The 20,044-nt window shown below is 50.9% G+C and carries 18 protein-coding genes; 1 reads left to right on the top strand and 17 read right to left on the bottom strand.

All coding sequences use genetic code 11. The features are described 5' to 3' along the window. Positions 1-255 precede the first annotated feature (255 nt). From DXB70_RS01940 to DXB70_RS01910, 7 genes are all read right to left on the bottom strand, one after another. Positions 256-2,316, bottom strand: a complete 2,061-nt coding sequence (locus DXB70_RS01940; protein ID WP_118672551.1) for a DUF2142 domain-containing protein — start codon at positions 2,314-2,316, stop codon at positions 256-258. Positions 2,317-2,444: 128 nt separating this feature from the next. After that, positions 2,445-3,164, bottom strand: coding sequence for a phosphocholine cytidylyltransferase family protein (locus DXB70_RS01935; RefSeq protein WP_022360042.1), 720 nt, complete (start codon positions 3,162-3,164; stop codon positions 2,445-2,447). Further along, the gene (locus tag DXB70_RS01930; protein WP_118672550.1) at positions 3,161-4,252 is read right to left on the bottom strand and encodes an aminotransferase class V-fold PLP-dependent enzyme; all 1,092 of its coding nucleotides are present in this window, start codon (positions 4,250-4,252) and stop codon (positions 3,161-3,163) included. Before DXB70_RS01930 ends, DXB70_RS01935 begins: the two co-directional genes overlap by 4 nt. A gap of 24 nt (positions 4,253-4,276) precedes the next feature. Continuing rightward, the gene (locus DXB70_RS01925; RefSeq protein WP_338108855.1) at positions 4,277-5,560 is read right to left on the bottom strand and encodes a lipopolysaccharide biosynthesis protein; all 1,284 of its coding nucleotides are present in this window, start codon (positions 5,558-5,560) and stop codon (positions 4,277-4,279) included. Continuing rightward, a complete protein-coding gene (locus DXB70_RS01920; protein ID WP_233430211.1) occupies positions 5,560-6,420 on the bottom strand; it encodes a LicD family protein in 861 nt (286 codons plus the stop codon). The genes DXB70_RS01925 and DXB70_RS01920 overlap by 1 nt, the downstream gene beginning before the upstream one ends. Positions 6,421-6,539: 119 nt before the next feature. Next, positions 6,540-7,022 carry a threonine/serine exporter family protein gene (locus DXB70_RS01915; protein WP_243099882.1) on the bottom strand — a complete coding sequence of 161 codons (483 nt, stop codon included), beginning with the start codon at positions 7,020-7,022 and terminating at the stop codon, positions 6,540-6,542. After that, entirely contained in the window at positions 7,022-7,828 is an 807-nt protein-coding gene (locus DXB70_RS01910; RefSeq protein WP_107000715.1) for a threonine/serine exporter family protein, read from the bottom strand. Before DXB70_RS01910 ends, DXB70_RS01915 begins: the two co-directional genes overlap by 1 nt. Before the next feature lie 244 nt (positions 7,829-8,072). Here DXB70_RS01910 and DXB70_RS01905 point away from each other — a divergent pair, with 244 nt between their 5' ends. Further along, positions 8,073-8,666, top strand: a complete 594-nt coding sequence (locus DXB70_RS01905) for a cupin domain-containing protein (RefSeq protein ID WP_022360036.1) — start codon at positions 8,073-8,075, stop codon at positions 8,664-8,666. Positions 8,667-8,804: 138 nt separating this feature from the next. On the opposite strand, the gene DXB70_RS01900 is transcribed toward DXB70_RS01905, so the two are convergent. From DXB70_RS01900 to DXB70_RS01860, 10 genes are all read right to left on the bottom strand, one after another. After that, on the bottom strand, positions 8,805-10,004 hold the full coding sequence (locus DXB70_RS01900) for an amidohydrolase family protein (protein ID WP_118672549.1): 1,200 nt from the start codon (positions 10,002-10,004) through the stop codon (positions 8,805-8,807). Positions 10,005-10,408: 404 nt separating this feature from the next. Beyond that, entirely contained in the window at positions 10,409-12,076 is a 1,668-nt protein-coding gene (gene leuA, locus DXB70_RS01895) for a 2-isopropylmalate synthase (protein WP_118672548.1), read from the bottom strand. 477 nt (positions 12,077-12,553) lie between these two features. Beyond that, positions 12,554-13,108, bottom strand: a complete 555-nt coding sequence (locus DXB70_RS01890) for a phosphatase PAP2 family protein (RefSeq protein WP_347559574.1) — start codon at positions 13,106-13,108, stop codon at positions 12,554-12,556. A gap of 23 nt (positions 13,109-13,131) precedes the next feature. Beyond that, positions 13,132-14,484, bottom strand: coding sequence for an MATE family efflux transporter (locus DXB70_RS01885; protein WP_118672546.1), 1,353 nt, complete (start codon positions 14,482-14,484; stop codon positions 13,132-13,134). A gap of 112 nt (positions 14,485-14,596) precedes the next feature. Then, complete coding sequence (locus DXB70_RS01880) at positions 14,597-15,886, bottom strand: hypothetical protein (RefSeq protein WP_118672545.1); 1,290 nt, start codon at positions 15,884-15,886, stop codon at positions 14,597-14,599. Further along, positions 15,873-16,721 (bottom strand): DNA adenine methylase, encoded by an 849-nt coding sequence (locus tag DXB70_RS01875; RefSeq protein WP_022360030.1) that lies wholly within the window; start codon positions 16,719-16,721, stop codon positions 15,873-15,875. The genes DXB70_RS01880 and DXB70_RS01875 overlap by 14 nt, the downstream gene beginning before the upstream one ends. Positions 16,722-16,909: 188 nt before the next feature. Continuing rightward, positions 16,910-17,305, bottom strand: a complete 396-nt coding sequence (locus tag DXB70_RS01870) for a prepilin-type N-terminal cleavage/methylation domain-containing protein (protein WP_118481832.1) — start codon at positions 17,303-17,305, stop codon at positions 16,910-16,912. Positions 17,306-17,440: 135 nt separating this feature from the next. Beyond that, on the bottom strand, positions 17,441-18,784 hold the full coding sequence (locus DXB70_RS01865; RefSeq protein WP_118672544.1) for an MATE family efflux transporter: 1,344 nt from the start codon (positions 18,782-18,784) through the stop codon (positions 17,441-17,443). 4 nt (positions 18,785-18,788) lie between these two features. Continuing rightward, positions 18,789-18,926, bottom strand: coding sequence for a hypothetical protein (locus DXB70_RS14080; RefSeq protein WP_181357196.1), 138 nt, complete (start codon positions 18,924-18,926; stop codon positions 18,789-18,791). Between the two features lie 240 nt (positions 18,927-19,166). Beyond that, positions 19,167-19,835 carry an aspartate/glutamate racemase family protein gene (locus tag DXB70_RS01860; protein ID WP_117796841.1) on the bottom strand — a complete coding sequence of 223 codons (669 nt, stop codon included), beginning with the start codon at positions 19,833-19,835 and terminating at the stop codon, positions 19,167-19,169. Positions 19,836-20,044 lie beyond the last annotated feature (209 nt).

The following is a 20,044-nucleotide window of genomic DNA, read 5'->3' as shown; positions in this document are numbered from 1 at the left end:
ACACTTCTGCCTTCTCGTTTTTCAAGAGCGGTACCTGCTTGAATTGATTTTTGCCAGACTTATGATCGCTTTTAACGTTTCAAACATCTTTGCCTGTTACTGTTCACGCATACGTGCCCAGTAACGGAATTTGCCGTGGCTTCGCATTTAAATACGGCAAATTCCTGCTACCACCACGTTTTCTTACGGCACTTTCGGTTCCAAAAGTGCCTACCCGTATACAGTAACCTTTGCCTTCTTCTAGCTTGCTTATGCTTACCGGCAGAACTTCATCCAGATATCCAGATAAACCGTTGCCGCCAGAATCAGCGCCGCCGCCCCTAACACCAGCGCATGATAGTTTTTATTCTCCATCCGCACCATCACCCGCTCCGGGTTTAATACCAGCCAGACAAGCGGCAGAAATGGCAGATAATAGCGCCCCTGTACGCCGTCGATATAGGTATTACCCGGTCTGGTAAATGCGATGTACATCGAAGTCCAGACCAGCACCGCCGTTCCCGCGCAGAGTATAAATATCCACAGCTTCTGTTTTTTTGACAGACGTTTTCCACAGGATGACTGCCCGGCTGTGAGGATAACGGCCGCCGAACCAGCATACAGCGCCCACGGAAATGACATCGTTCCCGTGTGTCCCAGAAGCCCCAGGGAATTTTCGCCCAGCACATAGGACGGAAGCGTCCGGAACAGGTTGCACATCAGCACCCATGCATAGGCAAGCGGCTGTCCCAGAATGTATGCCATCTGCCCTTTCTCGCTGGTGTTGTCGCCTCTCGTATCCCCGATATCGCGCGGCGCGATCAGAACCGGCAGGATGAAGGATAGCATCATCAGACCGCAGATCACGATAAATCCGCCCTTCATCAGGTACATTTCCCGTTTAGAACGGAACTTTTCTGCCGGAATCATCAGTCCCAGCAGAATGAGCGGCGCATATACCGCCTTGACGCGGCAGCCCCAGACAAAGGTAAGCACGATGAGCGCATACGCTTTCCAGTCCATTTTCCGCCCGCCAAGCGCCGCTTCCAGAATGCCCGCAAAAGACAGCCACAAAAACGCTGTGACGGTCGGGTCATAGGAATATGCCCCCGCCAGCATCATCGGCTCAGGCATCAGCGCCAGAAATGTCAGGATTGCCTTGCCGACCGGTGTTTTTTTGATGGCAAAATACAAAACTGCCGCATAGACATAGAGATTTCCCAGCCGCCCCAGCTTATACAGGATTCCAAATGGGATATGAAGCAGCCCACCCTCTTTCAGCACCAGCGCCGAGCCCACATATCCGGTCATCGTCGTTTTGTTGAGATCCGTACTCCAGAGATGTTCACCGTGCCGGTAACCCGCATTCTGATTCAGATACGAAGTGAGCGCCGCCTGCTCGTCCCGACTCTCCGGCTGATTGTACGGCCAGGTATCTGCGCCCGCCGTAAACTCCTGTATAAGCGCCGGTTCCGCCTGCACCGGCGTCCGGTAATTTGCCATCCAGAACGCCTGCGCGAAATGCACTTCCTCATCCCAGCTCACCTTATTTGCCGGGAGCGACAGTGAAAATATTGTTCCAAACGTCAGGGAGATCAGCAGAAATCCAACCTCGATGCGCTTTGCCACGAAATCCCGGAAACAGAGAAGTGCGATCAAAACCGCCGCCGCACACCAGAACAGTCCCAGCCGGTACCAGTTGATACCTGCCCGCGCCACCGTCGCAAATCCGGTCAGTGCAAGCGGCATCCCGCCAAAATTCATGTAGGAAAGCCCTTCTTCGTCTAGATCCTCCCGCGTGATCAGAAGATCCACGTAGTCCAGCTTTCCATTCACCGGAATCGAAGAAAATTTCAGCACCCGGCAGTTGCGGTCCATGACCATCTTTGCGTCGTGCTCCCGCTGCTCGCCGTAGATGTTGCGGTAACCGAGGCGGACGGTGGCATTTAACAGACCATCGTAATCATAGTGGTAGAGAAACTGGCTGACATAGCTGCCGTCCAGTGGAATGTGAAGATAACCGCTTGCATCCGAAAGCTGCAGCACCTCTGTATTTTCCACCTGCCGCCTATTCTCTCCAATGGTTTGCCCCGGCTCTCCGGTGATTTCACCCAAACCGTTCTTTTCTGTCTCTACCCGCTCAAATCCGCTCACCTGCACCTCGTCCAGAGCGATCGTCCGCGTCGCCTGCCGCGTCCATCCATTTGCCCGGAGCGCCGGGAAATTGCAGACAAACTCGCCCAGAACACCGATCACAAAGACTGCCGCAAGCGCCAGAAGCAGCCGCAGCACATCTTTTTTCTCTATTCGATTGATAAAATGCCTGTTAAACTGCATCTGTACTTCTCCCTTATTTTTCCCGTTTAAATTCGGTAAATTTCTGCTGCCACCACGTTTTCTTACGGCACTTTCGGTTCCAAAAGTGCCTACCCGTGAACCGTGTTTTGTCTTTCAAATCAAGCGCTCTAGCGCACTATCTTCTCCACGCCCCTGTGTTCCAGGATGCGCTCATAATCCTCAATATAATCAACCTCCGCCCAGAAATGCCCGCTGACGTCCTCGACATAGACCGGCTGCTGCCCGGTCATGCTGTAAACAACATTTTCCCACCAGACGCCGTGCTCCTGGCGGTCGATCATCTCCTCCATCCGGCAGATAAATTCCGGCATAAATGCCGCTGAAAACCGTCCGATTCCGATGTACTCGCCCGTCACATCATCCCCGGTCAGCTCTTTTCCATATTTTTTCAAAATTCCATCTTCATAGAAGAACTTATAATCCGCTGTCTCCCGGCGGCTCTCGTCCGCAAACATCACCGGGCTCCTGCCCTGCGCGAGGATCCGGTCAAGCAATTTTTCCTCCAGGTATACGTCACCGTTCATGATCAGCAGATCGTCCCCTGTCAGGAACTCCTTCGCAAACCATGCAGACGCGATGCTGTTTGTCACATCGTAAAACGGGTTGTAGAAAAAGGAAACTCCCTTGTCTGCCAAGACCTCGCGGATCACCTGCGCCTCATAGCCCAGCACGATGCCGATATCCTGGATGCCGCGGGAATGAAGCAGGTCAATCGTGTACTCGATCAGGCACTGCCCGCCGCCGATATCCACCGTACATTTTGGTTTTCCCGACAGATAACGCGAGATCCGGGTTCCCCGTCCCGCTGCCAGAATCAATACTTTCACAGAAGTCCCCTCCTTTGCATATCTTTCCATGCCGCAATCAGGCTGTCATTGTCTTCCGGCGTCAATGCGCCGATATGACCGACACGGAACACCGTGTCGGCAAGCGCGCCGCCGTTCGGGCAGATCCAGATGCCGTATTTATCCTTCAAAATCTCAAAAATCCGATGCGCTGAGACCGTTTTCCCCTCTTTGTCCACGCCCGTCGGGTGAAGCGGCGTCAATGCCGCCGAGAGAGAATTGGAAACGATCTCAAACGGAAGATCTTTTATTTTGCTTCGGAAATCCTCCGCCTGACAGCGGATCCGTGCCTGTTCTGCCGCAAGCCCTTTTTCCTCGATCATCGTCAGTCGTTTATGAAGCTGTAAAAGCACTCCGACCGCTGGTGTAAACGGCGTCTGCCCCCGCTCGCCATTTTTCAGATAGTCGCGCAGATCAAAATACATCGAGCGAACCACCGTCTCCTGCACTCTCGCGATCGCACGCGCCCCCAGCACCAGAATCGAGAGTCCCGGCGGAAGTGCCAGCGCTTTCTGAGAACCGGTCAGCACCAGATCAACGCCCCATTTTCCCATCCAAAATGGATCGGCAAGAAACGAGCTGACCGCGTCAACCGCCAGAATCAGCTGGTTTCGTCTGCAAAAGTCCGAAATCAGCTCCATATCATAGAGAACGCCCGTGGAAGTCTCATGGACATTGACTAAAAATCCGGTAAATCCTTTTCCCTCATACGGTGCCAGGTCTTCTGCCCGAAGCGCCCGTCCGCTCTCCAGCTGGATCTCCTCATGAGGAACTTCATGGATCTCACAAATTTTCGCAAACCGCGCGCCAAAACTGCCGCCGTTTACGACCAGCACGCGGTCGCGCTCTGTAAAAAGGTTCATGACTGCCGCTTCCATCGCCGCCGTGCCCGAACCTGTCAGGAAAACCGCCCTCGCATCCTCCGGCGCCCCCGTGAACTGCTTCATCAGGCGCTCATTTTCCTTCATAATTGCAGAAAATTCCGGTGTGCGGAAATATGGCACTTCTTCCGCCCCGATCGCCCGGATTTCCTCGTCCATCTGAACCGGTCCTACCGCAAAATTAATCATACATTTCCTCCAAATCTATCTATCCTATATCCCGCGTACCCGCCTCCGGTACATCACAAGCGACGTCAGTCCAAAGCAAGCAGTCAGTGCCGCCATCAAAAGCAGATACGAAAGCGATCCTCCCAGCAGTCCCGCCGCCCGTACACAGGGCGAAGAAATAAGGAGCGCCGCTGCCGTCACACCGACATAACCCAGAAAAATTCGTTTCTGCTCCTGCATAATGATGAGTGCATAATAAAACAGATTCACATACGCATTAAACGCGCCGCCCAGAATGATAAACGCCAGCGCCAGGCGGCATTCCCGCAGCATATACGCAATCTTCGGATATAACATTGAGAGAACCGGGATTCCGAGAATCCAGGCACCCCCGACTGCCAGCGCCGTAAGCGCCGCGATGATTGCCGCCAGCCGGCCTACCGTCCCGGCAAATTCCGGGAGCGCATTCCGCTCCCACTGATCCGAGAGTTTCGTGATATACGGGCGGATGACGAAGCCTGCCACCAGATTGATGACGCTGGTCGGCATAAAGATCGCACCGAATACCGCCTGATACTTGTCCGCCATATTGCCCTCGATCGCATATTTCGCGGCAGAAAAAACATAAAAATCCAGAATAACCGATAAAAACAGGACTACATTTTCTTTAAACAACAGCCCGACACGCCCGGAGCGGACCTCCCAGTCCACCTGCGGCAGATGACCGATTACCGAAAAATCAAACAGGCACACGCCCGCCAGCTGCGCCAGTACCGCCGCCAGGCAGGAGCCAACCAGGTTGTGGGTCGCATTCAAACTGCCTAAAAAGACACCGACCGATAAAACCGTCCGGAATGCGTTTGATTTGCCCGTCAGATACAGGCGTCCATCACGCTGAAATTCTGCCTCGTAAGCGTCCGCGAAACCGTCGATCACCTTGTACGCGACCATTAAAAACACCGTCGCCGCCTTGACAAAGGCATAGTCCCGGTTGATCACCGTCACATAAAAAAGCCCGGCTACCAGCGCCGCGCCGCAGGTCATCAGGCGCAGCCGCAGATATTCGCCAAACGTAAACCGCCGCCTCGTATCCGTGATCTGGAACGGGCGGATGCCAAAATAGGCCACCATAAACATATGCTGACCAAATGTAGAATACGCAAAGGAGAAGATACCGCCCTCATCCTCGCCGACAATCTGGATGACCGCGATCGTCAGCACCATGGACGCCAGTGCATAGAGAAAGCTCCCTATCATATTCCAGCTCATATTTCGTTTTTCAATCTGCCCGTCTCCACCGATCAGGGCGTTCGCTAAATATTTTACCACTACAGTATCTCTTCCTTTGAAAATTCCAGCCGGCTCGGCGTGTGTGTTTTGCGTTTTTCAACCGGCGGAAGCTGCATGAAATCGCCATACATTTTTGTCAGCATTTCCTCGATATTTCCTGGGAAATTCATGCGTCTGCCCTCAAATTCCAGCTTCCGGAGCGGATAACAGCGCGTCCGATCCACGACATTCCAGTATGGGCTTGTGTCCGGCAGAAATGCCATCCGGCGTGTCCGGTATTTATTGTATTTACGGCAGACCCGCTCACAGCGCATCCGCAGCCACTGAGGCGAGATATGGAGCAGCTTCATCGCCTTGTAGACCATCCCGCAGACCGCCCAGATAAGCTTCGCCTTGATGCCCCGCTGCTGCAGCGTCGGACGCGGAATCGCCCGCAGAATCATCAGCTTACTCCAGAACCAGGCCGTCCACGACTGAATCTGGTATAGAACCGGGTTGTCCGCCACATTGTCAAGCACATAAAGATCCAGAAAGATGCCGAACGGACAGTCCACATCCTTCATAACCTCCTCAACAAACACCGTCCCCTTCTTCACCAGACGGGTCGTCATCAGCGGATAATTGGGATATCGCTCTGCATTGAGAACCAGATACCGGTCGCTCATCTTCTTTTCCACGATCCGGAGCAGGCGCTCAAAATCCCGCCGCGGCATCGCAATATCGATATCGTCGTCCCAGGGAATAAATCCCTTGTGCCGCAGCGCACCAATTCCCGTTCCGGCTATCCCGAAATATTCCAGATGATAGTCTTCACAGATCCGGATAAAATCATCCAGAATCGACAGAATCTCTCCCTGCAGCTGTTTCAGAACTTCTGGCTCATAAAATTTACTGTCCATATCGATGTCTGTCCCCTCCATCAAGCCCGCAGAACACCCCACGCCTGCCGCAGCTGATCATATTTTCCTTAATAGTATGAGGGTATTCTACTATATTTTAAAAGAAAAGTAAACCGCGGCTACTTTTTACCCTCTTTCTCAGGTTCCCACACCTCTATCTCCCGCTTCCATCCAAACAGGTGTCCCGGAAGCGAATATGCCGCTCCGATCCCCAGCCCGATTGCGATCGCCATCTTGATTGTATCCATGCCATACTGGAGCGCCAGCGCTTCCTGCCCCATAAAAAAGTTGTAGGCGGTATAATAGATCGCCGCTCCGGGCACAAGCGGGAAGATGCCGCAGACCAGAAAGAGGAGCGTCGGCGCTTTCCGCTGTACCGCCAGACAGCGCGACAGCATCGTCAAAACCGCGCTCGCCGCGAAGGTCCCGATGATCGGCGTCTGATAAGCTGCCATGACCGCCAGATACACGCCCCAGCCGACTGCCCCGCAGATACCACAATCCAGCCAATACTTCTTCGGAACTCCAAACAGCGCCGAAAAGGCGGCAGTTCCGACACAGGCCGCCAGAAGCTGCCCCAGAATTTCCCCTGCCATTTCCATCAGAGCATACCTCCCATCGCAAACATCCAGAACCGCAGTGCCACACCAACTCCGATCGCGATACAGCCCGCCGTCAAAAAGGCGTCTACAAAACGGATCAGACCGGATAAATAATCATTTTCCAAAAAATTCCGGATCGAATTGGTCAGCGGCACCCCCGGCGCCAGCGTGAACACAGCTCCGATCATGACATGATCCAGGCTTTCTCCCAGCCCGATCCAACACAGAAAACAACAGCACAATGCAAGCACGCTGCTCGTCATGATCGTCTGCATCATCCGGGACGAGGAAAAGCGCGGAGCTGCGTATAAAAGGAACAAATACAGCAGCACGCCCGTCACAAATGCCGCCGCCGTATCGCGCAGACTGCCCTGGAACAGGTAACAAAATCCGGCGCTTCCAATTCCTGCCGCCAGAACCTTTCCCCGATTTTCGATCACTTTCATCTGTTCAATCTGCTCAAGGCGCATCCGCATCTCATAAGGACCACATTTACCCGCCGCAATCTTTCTCGACAAATCGTTTAAGGCATCCACCCGGCATAGAATCGTAGGTGCCAGCGGCACATGGCAGATACGGCTGGAATAAAACCGCCCGTCAATCACCACATTTGAAAAAATCCCATTTGCAATCACATACGCATTGAATGCTTCGAGACGCAGCGCCCGCGCCGCATACTCCATCGCCTGCTCCGCCCGGAATACCTCCCCGCCATTGGAAAGAATCGCATTCCCCAGACGAGTCACCAAACGGAAGCGCTCGATCTGGGAACAATCCTCGATCGAAGCGCGTACTATTTCCTTCATTCTGTTTCTCCCCCTGTTTTTATTTTCTGTCCATCCGTTTTCTCTATCCCATTTTCTCCCCCATCTATCCGCTCACTGATTCACTTCTCCAAATCCGCCGCCCATTTTGGTCTTTTCCCAAAAAATCGTTCCATTTCGAATTAAATTTACCCGTCAAAACTACCCCTTTGGTTGACGTTCCAACAAAAATCCTGTATAGTGAATATATTATATTAAAGAATGATGCCGCAAGGGGGATATATCTATGGATCATAATGTTACCATCGGTGCCAAGGTAAAAGCCTTCCGTACCGCAAAAAAATACACACTGAAACAGCTCAGCGAAGAGTCCGGTCTGTCCATCGGCTTTCTTTCCCAGTTGGAGCGCGGTCTCTCTTCGATTGCAATCGACTCTCTGGCAAAGCTTGCTACGATTCTCGGAGTCAGTCTGTCTTCGTTCTTTGACTCCTCCGCCGATCAGGAGAAATCCCCGGTCAGCCGGAGTTTTGCCATGCACTGTTCCCAGATCAACCCCCAGATCGTACAGTACCTGGTCAATGGAAATGCACAGGGATTTGCCTGTCTTCCGCGTATCTTCCACCTGATGCCGTCTGCCACCACAAGCTCTGAAAACCAGCTTGAGATGAATCAGCACGACGGTGAAGAATTTATCTACGTTCTGGAGGGTATCCTGACCGTATATCTGGACGGCAGCGAATACTGCCTGAATCCGGGCGACAGCATCCAGATCCACTCCCAGACCCCGCATGACTGGGTCAACAACACAAACCGTGTCGTTAAGATTCTGACCGTACACACGCCGAATCCGTTTGTTCATGGGAATGAAGTCGTATTTTAAACAGTCTGCGCGGTATAGATACATAATAAAAGCTGTCTCTTTTAGAATTTCAAGATGTTTTTATTTTCTTTTTGGTTTTTCCCATCTCAGGAAACAAAAACTCCTGCATTTCTGAAAAAGACAGCTTTTTCATATCTTTTATGCCGTATACACTATTTCTCCTGCCAGATACACTTCCAGCACATCATCCAGCGCACGAATATTCTTTGAGACATCTCCCTTTACAACCAGCAGATCCCCCGCCAGGCCCTCTTTCAGGCTACCCGTCTCCTTCTCGATTCCAAGCACGCTTGCCGCGTTGTAGGTTGCCGTGCGGATCGCCTCCATCGGCGTGATTCCATAGTCTACCATATAGCCGAGTTCCTGATGAATCGGAAGCGGCGGTGCCTTGTAAAGCACCATATCGCTGCCTGCCAGCACCGTAACCCCTGTGTCATAGAGCTTTTTAAAATTATCCCGGTATGCCTCAAACGCCGGTTTGAAAAATGCCTGATCGTGAACGGCTCTGGCGGCGATCGGGTTGTCCATGTCCACACCCGCCTCGATCATCTGCTTTGTCTGCTCATACAAATATGTGTACGCCGTGATCGTCGGCGTCCACGCGATTCCTTTTTCCGCCATCTGGCGCGCCTGCGCCTCTGTTAAAAAGGTTCCGTGCTCGATCGTGTCAAATCCCGCGTCAATACACATCTGAATCGACGGCTGCGTACCTGAATGAACCGCGATCTTCACCCCCTGGCGGTGCGCCTCATCGACCGCTGCATCCAGTTCTTCCTGGGTAAATTCCGGAATATCGCCGCGGTTGCTCGTCAGGATCTTGACCCAGTCAGCTCCCGCGCGCAGCTGTCTTCGGATAGCGGCGCGCACGCCCCACGGGCTGTCCGCCTCCTCGACCCCATCCTGATGTCCGTGTCCTCCGGTCATGCAGATACCTGCGTCCGCATGGATGATCCGCGGGACCGTCACATATCCCTTCTGACCTGCCAGGCGCAGCTGCTTCATCAGATTGGGCGGGCAGGACAGATCGCGCACCGTCGTGATACCGAGCCGCAGCGACTGTTTCGCCTGCTCCAGCGCATAGTATGCCACCATATAATCGTCATAATTATCCAGATCCGGCTGGCTGTAGTAGTAGCCGAAATGCACATGCATATCAAACAGTCCCGGCAGGATCGTCGCCTCGCCGTAATCCTTTACCATCTCTTCCGGGTAGCGCCCCGCCGCTTCCGCAGCGTCTCCTATCCAGCCGATTTTTCCCTCTTTATCCAGATACACCGCCTGATCCTGCAAACATGTTCTGCCATCTCCGGTAATTAAATACTTCGCCCTTAGAATCATTTTCACGGACTTCCTTTCTCTTTTTCATAAGTATGAAATTTTCAGTCGAATATCGTCATTTCACGCCGTTTTTCAGTTTTCTATATCGTAACACCGGGATTTTGTTCTTGTCAATATTGGAATGCGGAGTATCCGCTAAAACGTGTTTCAATTGTGTTACTGTTCACGCATACGTGCCCAGTAACGGAATTTGCCGTGGCTTCGCATTTAAATACGGCAAATTCCTGCTGCCACCACGTTTTCTTACGGCACTTTCGATTCCAAAAGTGCCTACCTGTGAACAGTAACTCAATTGTTACTGTTCACGGGCAGGCAGAAAAAGAGCGGCACACATTTCTGCATACCGCCCAAACCAGCGACTGTCCACACACAAGCAGTCACTCTGAATTGATTCATTTTATTTTTTAGTAGAACAATCTGTTTACCGCACTGAAGATACCGCGGATAGATGCTCTCGTAATGTTAGAGCTGATGCCGACACCGTAGGTTGCCCGGCCGCTCTTTACATCCATCAGATGGATGTAGGACGCTGCCTGTGCGCCGGAACCGGAACGAAGTGCATGCTCGTTGTAGTCCAGAACACGGATCTCGATGCCAAGTGCCTCCTCGATCGCTCTCTGTACCGCATCGATCGGTCCGTTACCTACGCCCTCAACGGTGCGCTCGGTGTCATGAGCGGTAAAAGTAAGAGTTGCAACGGTTGCGAATGCGCCGCCCTCGTACTCCTTGTCTGTGATCTGGCATTTTTTGAAGTGCATCGGCTCTTTTCTGTCCAGATAGTTTGCACGGAACTCGTCCATGATCTGCTCCGGAGCTACCTCACCCTGCTTTTCTGCAATCTTCTGGATAATGTCAGCAAACTCTTTGTGCATTCCCTTCGGAAGACGGAATCCGTAGAAGGAATCCATAACGAAGGCTACGCCGCCCTTGCCGGACTGGCTGTTGATGCGGACAACCGGCTCGTACTCGCGTCCGATATCGCTCGGATCGATCGGCAGGTACGGAACCTCCCAGATGCCATCGGTTCTCTTCTGAAGCGCCTGCATACCCTTGCTGATCGCATCCTGATGGGAACCGGAAAATGCGGTAAATACCAGCTTGCCTGCATACGGATGTCTCGGATCAACGGTCATCTTTGTGCAGCGCTCGCAAACCTCGGTGATCTCCTTTACATTTTCCAGATTCAACTCCGGGTTGATACCCTGCGAGAACATATTGTAAGCGATATTTAATATGTCGATATTACCAGTACGCTCGCCGTTTCCAAGCAGTGTGCCCTCGACACGGTCTGCACCTGCCAAGAGAGCCAGCTCGGTCGCTGCAATGCCGGTACCACGGTCATTGTGCGGATGGATACTTAAAATAATGCTGTCACGGTTCTTAAAATGCTTGTTCATCCACTCGATCTGGTCTGCGTATACGTTCGGAGTCGTCATCTCAACCGTTGCCGGAAGGTTGATGATGATCTTATTGTCCGGGGTTGCGCCCCACTCTTCCTGTACAGCGGTGCAGATATCCAGTGCAAAATCAAGCTCGGTTCCGGTAAAGCTCTCCGGAGAGTACTCAAGGATTACTTTTCCGTCGTAATCTTTCATATATTTCTTTACCATGCGGGTACCATCGATCGCGATCTGCTTTACTTCCTCGCGGTCTGCATGGAATACAACCTCACGCTGTAAGGTAGAAGTCGAATTGTAAATATGTACGATCGCCTTCGGAATACCCTGGATGGCATCGAAGGTTCTCTTGATCAGGTGCTCGCGGCACTGGGTCAGAACCTGTACAACTACGTCGTCCGGGATAAGCTTGCGTTCTACTAACTGGCGCAGGAAATCGTACTCGATCTGGGAAGCTGCCGGGAAGCCAATCTCGATCTCTTTAAATCCAAGTTTTACCAGGAGGTTGAACATCTCGATCTTCTCCTCTACGACCATCGGCTCAACCAGTGCCTGGTTGCCGTCGCGCAGGTCAACGCTGCACCAGATCGGCGCTTTCTCAATCTCTTTATTCGGCCACTCACGCTCCGGGTAATCTACCACCGGAACTCTCTTATATTTCTTGTAATTTAACATGTCTTTCTCCTCCATCACTCTATAATGTACTCTCGGAGTCTTTTCTGCACCTGCTTTTGTGGCTGATTTTCCGCCAGCCGCACCCGAATTTCAGAGGCGGACGCAACGCCAACGCCTCAGAAATTTGGGCACAACTGACAAAAAAATCATCTCACAAAATCAAGCACAGAAAGATTCCGAGAGCACATTACCCCTGGTCGCTTTCCAGGTACCTCATCATCAAAAAACGCAGTTCCTATCATCCTAAGCTTTGGAGTCGATAGATCACGCCGTACCTTTTAACAATGAATAAAATTACTGATTCTGGTCTAACCCCATCATAATCATCCCTTTTCTATCATAAAAGAAATTATTTCGATTATAGATTATACCATCGGAAATAAAGGATATCAAGAGAAAAACGGGACAATTACAGGTGTTCTGGCATTACTGTACACGCATACGTGCCCAGTAACTTCTGGCATCTCTTACATAAAATTATCTATTTTTTCTGTCCTCTGGTTTTTTCATCTTCCGTCTCCAGGACCGTATCAGATGCGCCGCCAGCCGGTTTCCAAAATACCCCGCCGCGCATCCCACAATCATGCCGCCCAAAACATCGGTCGGGTAATGCACATATAAATACATTCTTGAAAACGCCATCAGGATCGCCAGAGGCAGCGTGATTTTCCACCATTTTCTCGCCCCGGCAAAGTACAGAGCCGCGACCGCAGCAAACGAAGCCGCCGTATGTCCCGACGGGAAGGAATAGTCCGCCGGGCGGGCAATGAGCAGCTGAACTGTCTGATTCACATCGCACGGACGGATCCGGCAAACCATAGGCTTTAGTAAGATATTACAGATGATCGCATCCAGACAGAGCGCTACCGCCAGCGCAGCTCCCCATCTTCTCGTCCGCGGAATCATAAGCAGCAGGCATGTAAACAGAATCCAAATCATTCCTGCATTTCCAAGCCGCGAAATAAACACCATCCAGACATCGCCCACCGGCGTCCGCATCTGCTGAATCCAATCCAGTATTTGTAACTCCATTTTCATTTTGCTCCCTCTGTTTTTTACACAACTTTATGCGCGAGCCATCTCCGGCCCATAAAGCGGAATGTGAATACGATGCCCCGGATCGTCCAGTCTGTAAACATGCCGATCCACACCGCGATCGGTCCGAAGCCGTGGACGCGGCAGAGATAAATGCACAGCGTCACCCGGAACGCCCACATACTGATGCAGGAGAGAATCATCGAAAACCTCACATCCCCGGCAGCCCGCATTCCATATGCCGGAATAAATGCGAGCGTCCAGACGATCGGCTTTACCACCGTGATCCATCCGACCATGTAGAGACACATCTTCGCACTCTCCGGCTCCATGCCGCCCAGAATCGTGACCGGTTTCGTCGCCAGAAATACGAGCGCACAGCTTGCGATGATGACGATCTCCGCCACTGCCGTCAATTTTTTGATATAATAGATCGCCTCATCCTTGCGCCCCGCGCCGAGACACTGTCCGACCACCGTCATCATGCCGATTCCGATACCGATCGCCGCGATGCCGTTTAAGTTTTCCAGAATATTCGTCATCGCCTGGGCTGCGATCGCGATCGTCCCGAGGGTCGAGACGGTTGACTGAATCGCAAGCTTTCCAAACTGGAACATCGCATTTTCGATACCGTTTGGGATTCCCAATGAGAGAATCCGCATAATCCGGCGTCCGTCCGGACGGATATGCAGATAGTCACGCACCGCAATTTCCTGGCTGGGATTGTGCAAAAAGGCGAACACCACCACTGCCGAGATAACGCGGGAACCGAGCGTGGCAATCGCCGCACCGGCAACTCCAAGATGGAAGCCCCAGATAAGCACCGCATTTCCGGCGATATTTAACCCGTTAGAGACGACCGCGATCGTCATCGGAAGCCTTGTATTTCCCTGCGCCCGGTAGATCGAGGAACCGGCATCATAGAGGGCGATAAATGGAAACGAAAGCGCCGTGTAGAAGAAATAGATCTGCGCTGCCTCCATGACATCCGCCTCGACGCTGCCGAAAATCAGCCGCAGCAGCGGTCCGCGTGTCAGAAGGCAGACTGCCATGACCGCCGACGAGATGCACGCCACCACAAAAGATAACTGTCTCGCGGATTCCTCCGCATTTTTCTTATCTTTCTGTCCGATGTACTGGGAGCAGACGATCGTGCCGCCTGCCGCCAGCGCATAGAATGCCTGTATCACTAAAATATTGATGGAGTCAACCAAAGAAACCGCCGAGATCGCCGCCGATCCCACGTTGCTGACCATAATGCTGTCCGCTGTACCCATCAGGGAGTTTAAAATCTGCTCTACGATCAGCGGAACCAGAAGAATCCGCAGATCGCGATTGCTGAAAAGATGATTTGTCTGCTCTTGTCTGCCCATATGCTGTCCTGTAACTTTCTATATTTTATTCTCTGTCTGAATGCCCTGTTTTCTAACGGTCAGGCGGTTCACGTTCGCTAAGGAATAAATATAACGCTTCCGCACCATTTCCCTATCCTTCGTTCACCAGCATCAGAATCCAGTACAGCCATGCCCGCACTGCACTTGACCTTCGCACGATCAGATTCTCCCCGCAGACCTGGTATTCCCGCATTTTCTTTGCGACATACTCCTTGTCCGGAACATCTCCGATCTGAAGGGCAGCTTCAAATAAATCGTGGAAAATCGGGTGTTCCAGAATCAGGCGGACGTATTCGAGCTGGCGCGCCCTATACGGCAGTTTCAAAAGCCGTCTTCCTATCGCCGTGATATGCACTTTCACGCCGTCCTCATCCGTCTGCTTCTCCGCCAGTCCCAGATAGCGGCACGCGTTGAAATAATAGTCCGACTGTCGCTCCTTAAATCCAAAAAGCTGCGCGATCTCACCGCCCGTCATTGGATTCTCGTTCAGCCGTTCCACCAGTGAAATAACCTTGTAAAAGCTGTCCGCCTGGATAAAGGTAACCGCCGGTTCCGGCTTGACCTTTGTCCGTGCCCAGACATCGTATAAATCATCCAGCGTGATCTCGATTTCCTCTAAGCTGTAATTTCGCTCCTGCACCAGCCGCAGCGAATTGTAGTAGCGCAGGTCCGTAAATTCATATTCCAGCAGGCGGAAAATATTATTCGAATACACCATAAACACCGGACGGATCGGCTTGTGTATCTTCTCCGCCCAGAGTCTCGCCGGATAATAGAGCTGCCGGATCAGAAAATTGCTGTGGACGACGTTTTTTCCCTCGATCAGCGTAAATACATTCTCATTTTCAAATCCACCGTCGATCTCGACTTGCGAATTCTGTACCTGGATAAGCGGCTTTTTCTCAATCGGCTCTGATTTTTGATAGTCGCTGACATAAAACTCAAAATTTCCAGACCCCATCCGCCCCGAAACCGTCTGCACCATGCGATCCTCGCCCAGAAAATCATCCAGAATCCCCGTGATGCTCATAACGTTGATCGCGCTGGCTTCCGAGCGGATGTCATGAAGGTCAATCGACTCAAAGTAATCGGGTATCTTCGCGCTCGTCACCCGTTTGATATCGGACGGAATCTCCGGAAAATCCTGATACAAGTCAAACTCGCCCAGCACATAGCCGCCGCGCGACACCGGAAGAATCGAAATCTTCTTTCCAAACACCCGCGGCAGGGATTCCCGCGTGTCAAATTTCGTCATCAGACGCGGTTCCTTGACTTCGCGGATCTGGTCAGCGGTGATGTAAAACCGCCCATGTTTCTCAATTTCCCGCTCAATCCGGTATTTATCAAATAAAATTCTCCATTTATCATCAATCAAGCTCATAATTGCGTACCAGAACTTCCTGAATCTCTCCGCGCTTCTCCGGTTTCACGTTGATCGCGCGCTTGGCATCCACGTGGTCGATGATGTAATCTTTATATAAATCCTCGATAAATTCGCAGGACGAATTGGAAAGCAGGAACTTGATGCCCTTTGCATTCAACATGTCACACTGCTCTTTTAATGCGATCTGCTCTTCCTCCCCGAAGCCGCCCGCGGTGTAGCCCGTGAACGACGCCGACGAGCTGATCGGCATATAAGGCGGGTCAAAATAGACGAACGCGCCCTTCCGGATGCCCTTTAACGCCTCGCGGTAATCGCCACATTTGATCGTAATATTCGCTTTATTTAAATACGTATTCAGCGCATGGATAGTCGCCTCGTTCGTGATATTCGGGTTCTTATATCTGCCCCACGGAGAATTGAACTCGCCGGAGCTGTTGACGCGGAACAGGCCGTTGTAGCAGGTCTTGTTCAGGTAAATGATCCGCGCTGCCCGCTCGACGTTGGTCCGCGTCTGATACGTCTCCTTGTCGCGATCCCACGCCCGCACCGTATAATAATACTCCTCGCAATTCTGTTTCTTATGGGCGCTCAGCGCCGCAATCAGCTCTTCCGGCTCTTCCTTGATCATCCGGTATACATTGATCAGCTCTTCGTTGGAGTCATTGATCACTGCCTTGTTCGGCTGTCTCCCAAAGAGCACCGCACCGCCCCCGATAAACGGCTCATAATAGGTCGAACATTCCGGGATCAGCGGATTGATGCTGTCCAGCAGCTGCCGTTTGCCGCCTACCCATTTGAGGATGGGCATGACGAACGGATTTTTTCTTGACATCGGATAGGGTACCTCCTTCTGTTTGTCTTCCGGATACATTGCAATACAAAAACGGGAAATCAGATGTCCGCTTGTGCTCTGATTACCCGTTTATTATAATCGTACAACTGTTCTAGTTCATTATACTTGACTTTGGGGTGGATGTCCAGCATTAGAACCGGAAATTCCTTATGTATTCTCAAGCTATATCATTGACTCGTATACTTCTCTCCTAAACCTAAGTCACATTTTGCATGACCTTTATTACAATTATATGCAATTGAATATCCTTTATCCGTAGTAAAACTAACTGCACAGGTTCCAGCCTTTATCTCAGCCTTATGCCCATCTAAAAAAGTCACCGAATGCCAGTCATAGTTGGGATTTGTATGCCAATCCGTTTTAACTTTCGGATTCTGTTGCTGGGTAGACATATAATCTGCTTGTATTTCCGCATAATATGCCCTGAGATTCGCCCAGTCTGCCGCCACCTCTGCCTTGTGCATCTGTGCCGTAAAAATCGGGATTGAAATTGATACCAGTATTCCAATAATAACAACCACTATCAAGAGTTCAACCAGTGTAAAACCTTTCTGTCTCTTCATCACAAATTTCTCCTTCTGCCAGTTTATGTTATTATATTCGTTTTTTCCTCTAAAGCAAATACATATTTTTAACAAAATCGATATTCATAAATCAAACAAGACAAACGTATGTATTTCGTTTCCGTACATCCAAATTTATTGAGACGGCTCCACTTTCTCAGTCGGCCAGGATTTTCTCAGTGCCGCATAGGAAACCAGAAAGTTGGCAAGCCATCCTGCCGGCACGGCAAGCCAAACAAAATTAATACCAAAACGCGGTGCACCGATCAACGCCACGGACAGGCGGATCGCAAGATTTACCATGTTGGCAACGAGGAATGGCCGCATGATTCCGAGTCCGCGAAGGACTCCATCGGTCGCCATTTTAATTCCCATGAAAATAAAGAAGTAACCAAGCCATCTCATATAATCCCCCGACACCTGATAAGCCAGGGCGGTTCCGTCTTTTCCAAGGAACAGTGATGAAATCTGCGTGTGCAACGTTTCAATGACAAGGAAAGCAAGCGCCGCAAAACACACATCCAGCACCAATGCTGCGTGGTAGCCTTTTTTGATGCGCTGGGTTTTGTTTGCGCCAAGATTCTGGGAAACAAACGGGGAAACCGCATTGCCGATGGACACAAAAATCAGGGAAAAAACATTCTCCACACGCATCGTTGCCGCGTATCCGGCGAGTGCCTGTGTGCCAAAAGGATTTACCACCGCCTGTACGATCATCATACCGATGGATACGGTAGACTGCTGAAGAACCGACGGAACAGCAATCCGAAGCATCGAGCGCAGCTCCTGTCCCTCAAACCAAGCAAAGATACTCTTATACCGCCGCATCCGGTAAAGGAAAATCAAAAGTGAAAACACAGCCGAAATGCCCTGTGCGATCAAAGTTGCAAGCGCCGCACCGAACACGCCAAGTCCCAGACCGGCTACCATCCAAAGATCCATTACAATATTCAGGATTGATGAAAAGATCAGCAGTCCCAACGGAATTTTTGATTCACCGATGGAAGTGAACATGGTAGAGAGAATATTGTACATGAACAAAAACGGAAAGCCCACAAAATAGACCCGCAGGTACAGCACTGCTTCCTCCAGAATATCGGCAGGAGTCTGTAATCTGCTCATCATCGCATGGGAAAAACAAAAGCCAAAGACACCAAGGATGATGCTCAGCAGCAAAAAGCTGATCAGTGATGTAGACACAATCGTTTTCATTTTTCCATACTCTTTGGCACCGAAATAGCGGCTCACAAGCACACCTGCACCAGCACCGGCCCCCAGTGCCACACAAATGAAAACATTCGTCAGCGCTGCACAGGCGCCAACCGCCGCCAGTGCGGAGGAACCCACAAACTGGCCGACGATAATGGAGTCCGCCATATTGTATACCTGCTGAAAAAAACTGCCGAGAATCATCGGCATTGCAAAAACCGTCAACGCTTTCAGCGGCGCATCGGTAATCAAATACTCATCTTTTGACATGATCCTATTCCTCCACAACTTCCTGCTTTTTACCCGAAAGCACAAGCTTAGCAAGTACGATCCGTAATTCGTGTACAAAAATTCCGGCAAAACCAAAACAGGGTCCAGAAATAATTGGCATAACATTGTTAATTCGTTTCATAATTTCACTCATTCACTTTCTGCGCCACAGTTGCAGCTATGGTTATCCGGTGCCTCCATTGCCTTTTACTGTGTTCAGCAGCTGCTGGGAATGTATGTGTATCCAGCATAATATTTATATAAACCGCCAGTTTTTCTGTCTATTTATATTATAATCGATCTTCCATTTAAGATACAATCATTATACACAAAAAAGCTCCGCCTATATTTTAGTATAGACGAAGCTTCCTAATTCTAACTCCTAATCCTCCATATTTTCTCTTCTCAATAGCTCAAACAATGTCAGCAGTCCCTCACACAAAACAGGATCCAGAACCGGAATTCCTACTGTCTTTTCGATGGAAGGAGCAATACGGATACTGGACATTCCTGTACAGCTAAGGGCAATCACATCGGCACCCATCTCTTTCTGCGCAGCCGCTGCTTTCATGGTGGCCTCATATCCTCTGTCTGTCATCAAATCCAGGACATTTTCTACCCCATCTCCCTTTGCATTGTCTACGATCCGATCACCGAATATCCGCTGATATCCTGACGGTACATCTTCAGTAATCCCCAACACAGCCGGATGACTGCCAAAAAACAGACTCAATGCAGCAGTACTGGATCCCGCTCCTATAACCGGAATCGGTACGGCCTGTCTTGCCTCCGGAACTCCCGGGTCACCGGCACAGCTGATAATAATAGCCTGACAGCCTTCCTTCCACAGTTCCACTGCAAGATTCACCACCTTAGGTACACCTACAGCGAATGTTTCATCGTCATGAATTCCCTCCGGTTGATCCGGAATACATCGTGACACCACCTGGAACATAGGGAAATACGATTCTATCAGCTTTCCATGCAGCTGCAGCAATTCCTCGTCCTCTGTGGTCAGCACCCGAATCAGACCAACTTTATATGTTTTCATATTATACGTTCCTTCTCTCTTGGTTTCCTAAAAATACTTTCATGAGCAAAATACTCAGGCAGCAATTGGAATATCTCCGTGACATACTCCCTCCACTTAGCTAACGCTTGAAGTGGGGGCTTCTCGTTCGATTGCCCTATTGGGCAAAGCATAGGCGAGCTATCCCCGTGTGTCCCACGGTTCTGTTATTATGAGCGGAACTGTTTCGT

It is taken from the genome of Clostridium sp. OM05-5BH, assembly GCF_003481505.1.
GTDB lineage: Bacteria > Bacillota > Clostridia > Lachnospirales > Lachnospiraceae > Otoolea > Otoolea fessa.
Note: the sequence above shows the minus strand (reverse complement) of the source record. Positions and strands in the feature narration are given on the sequence as shown.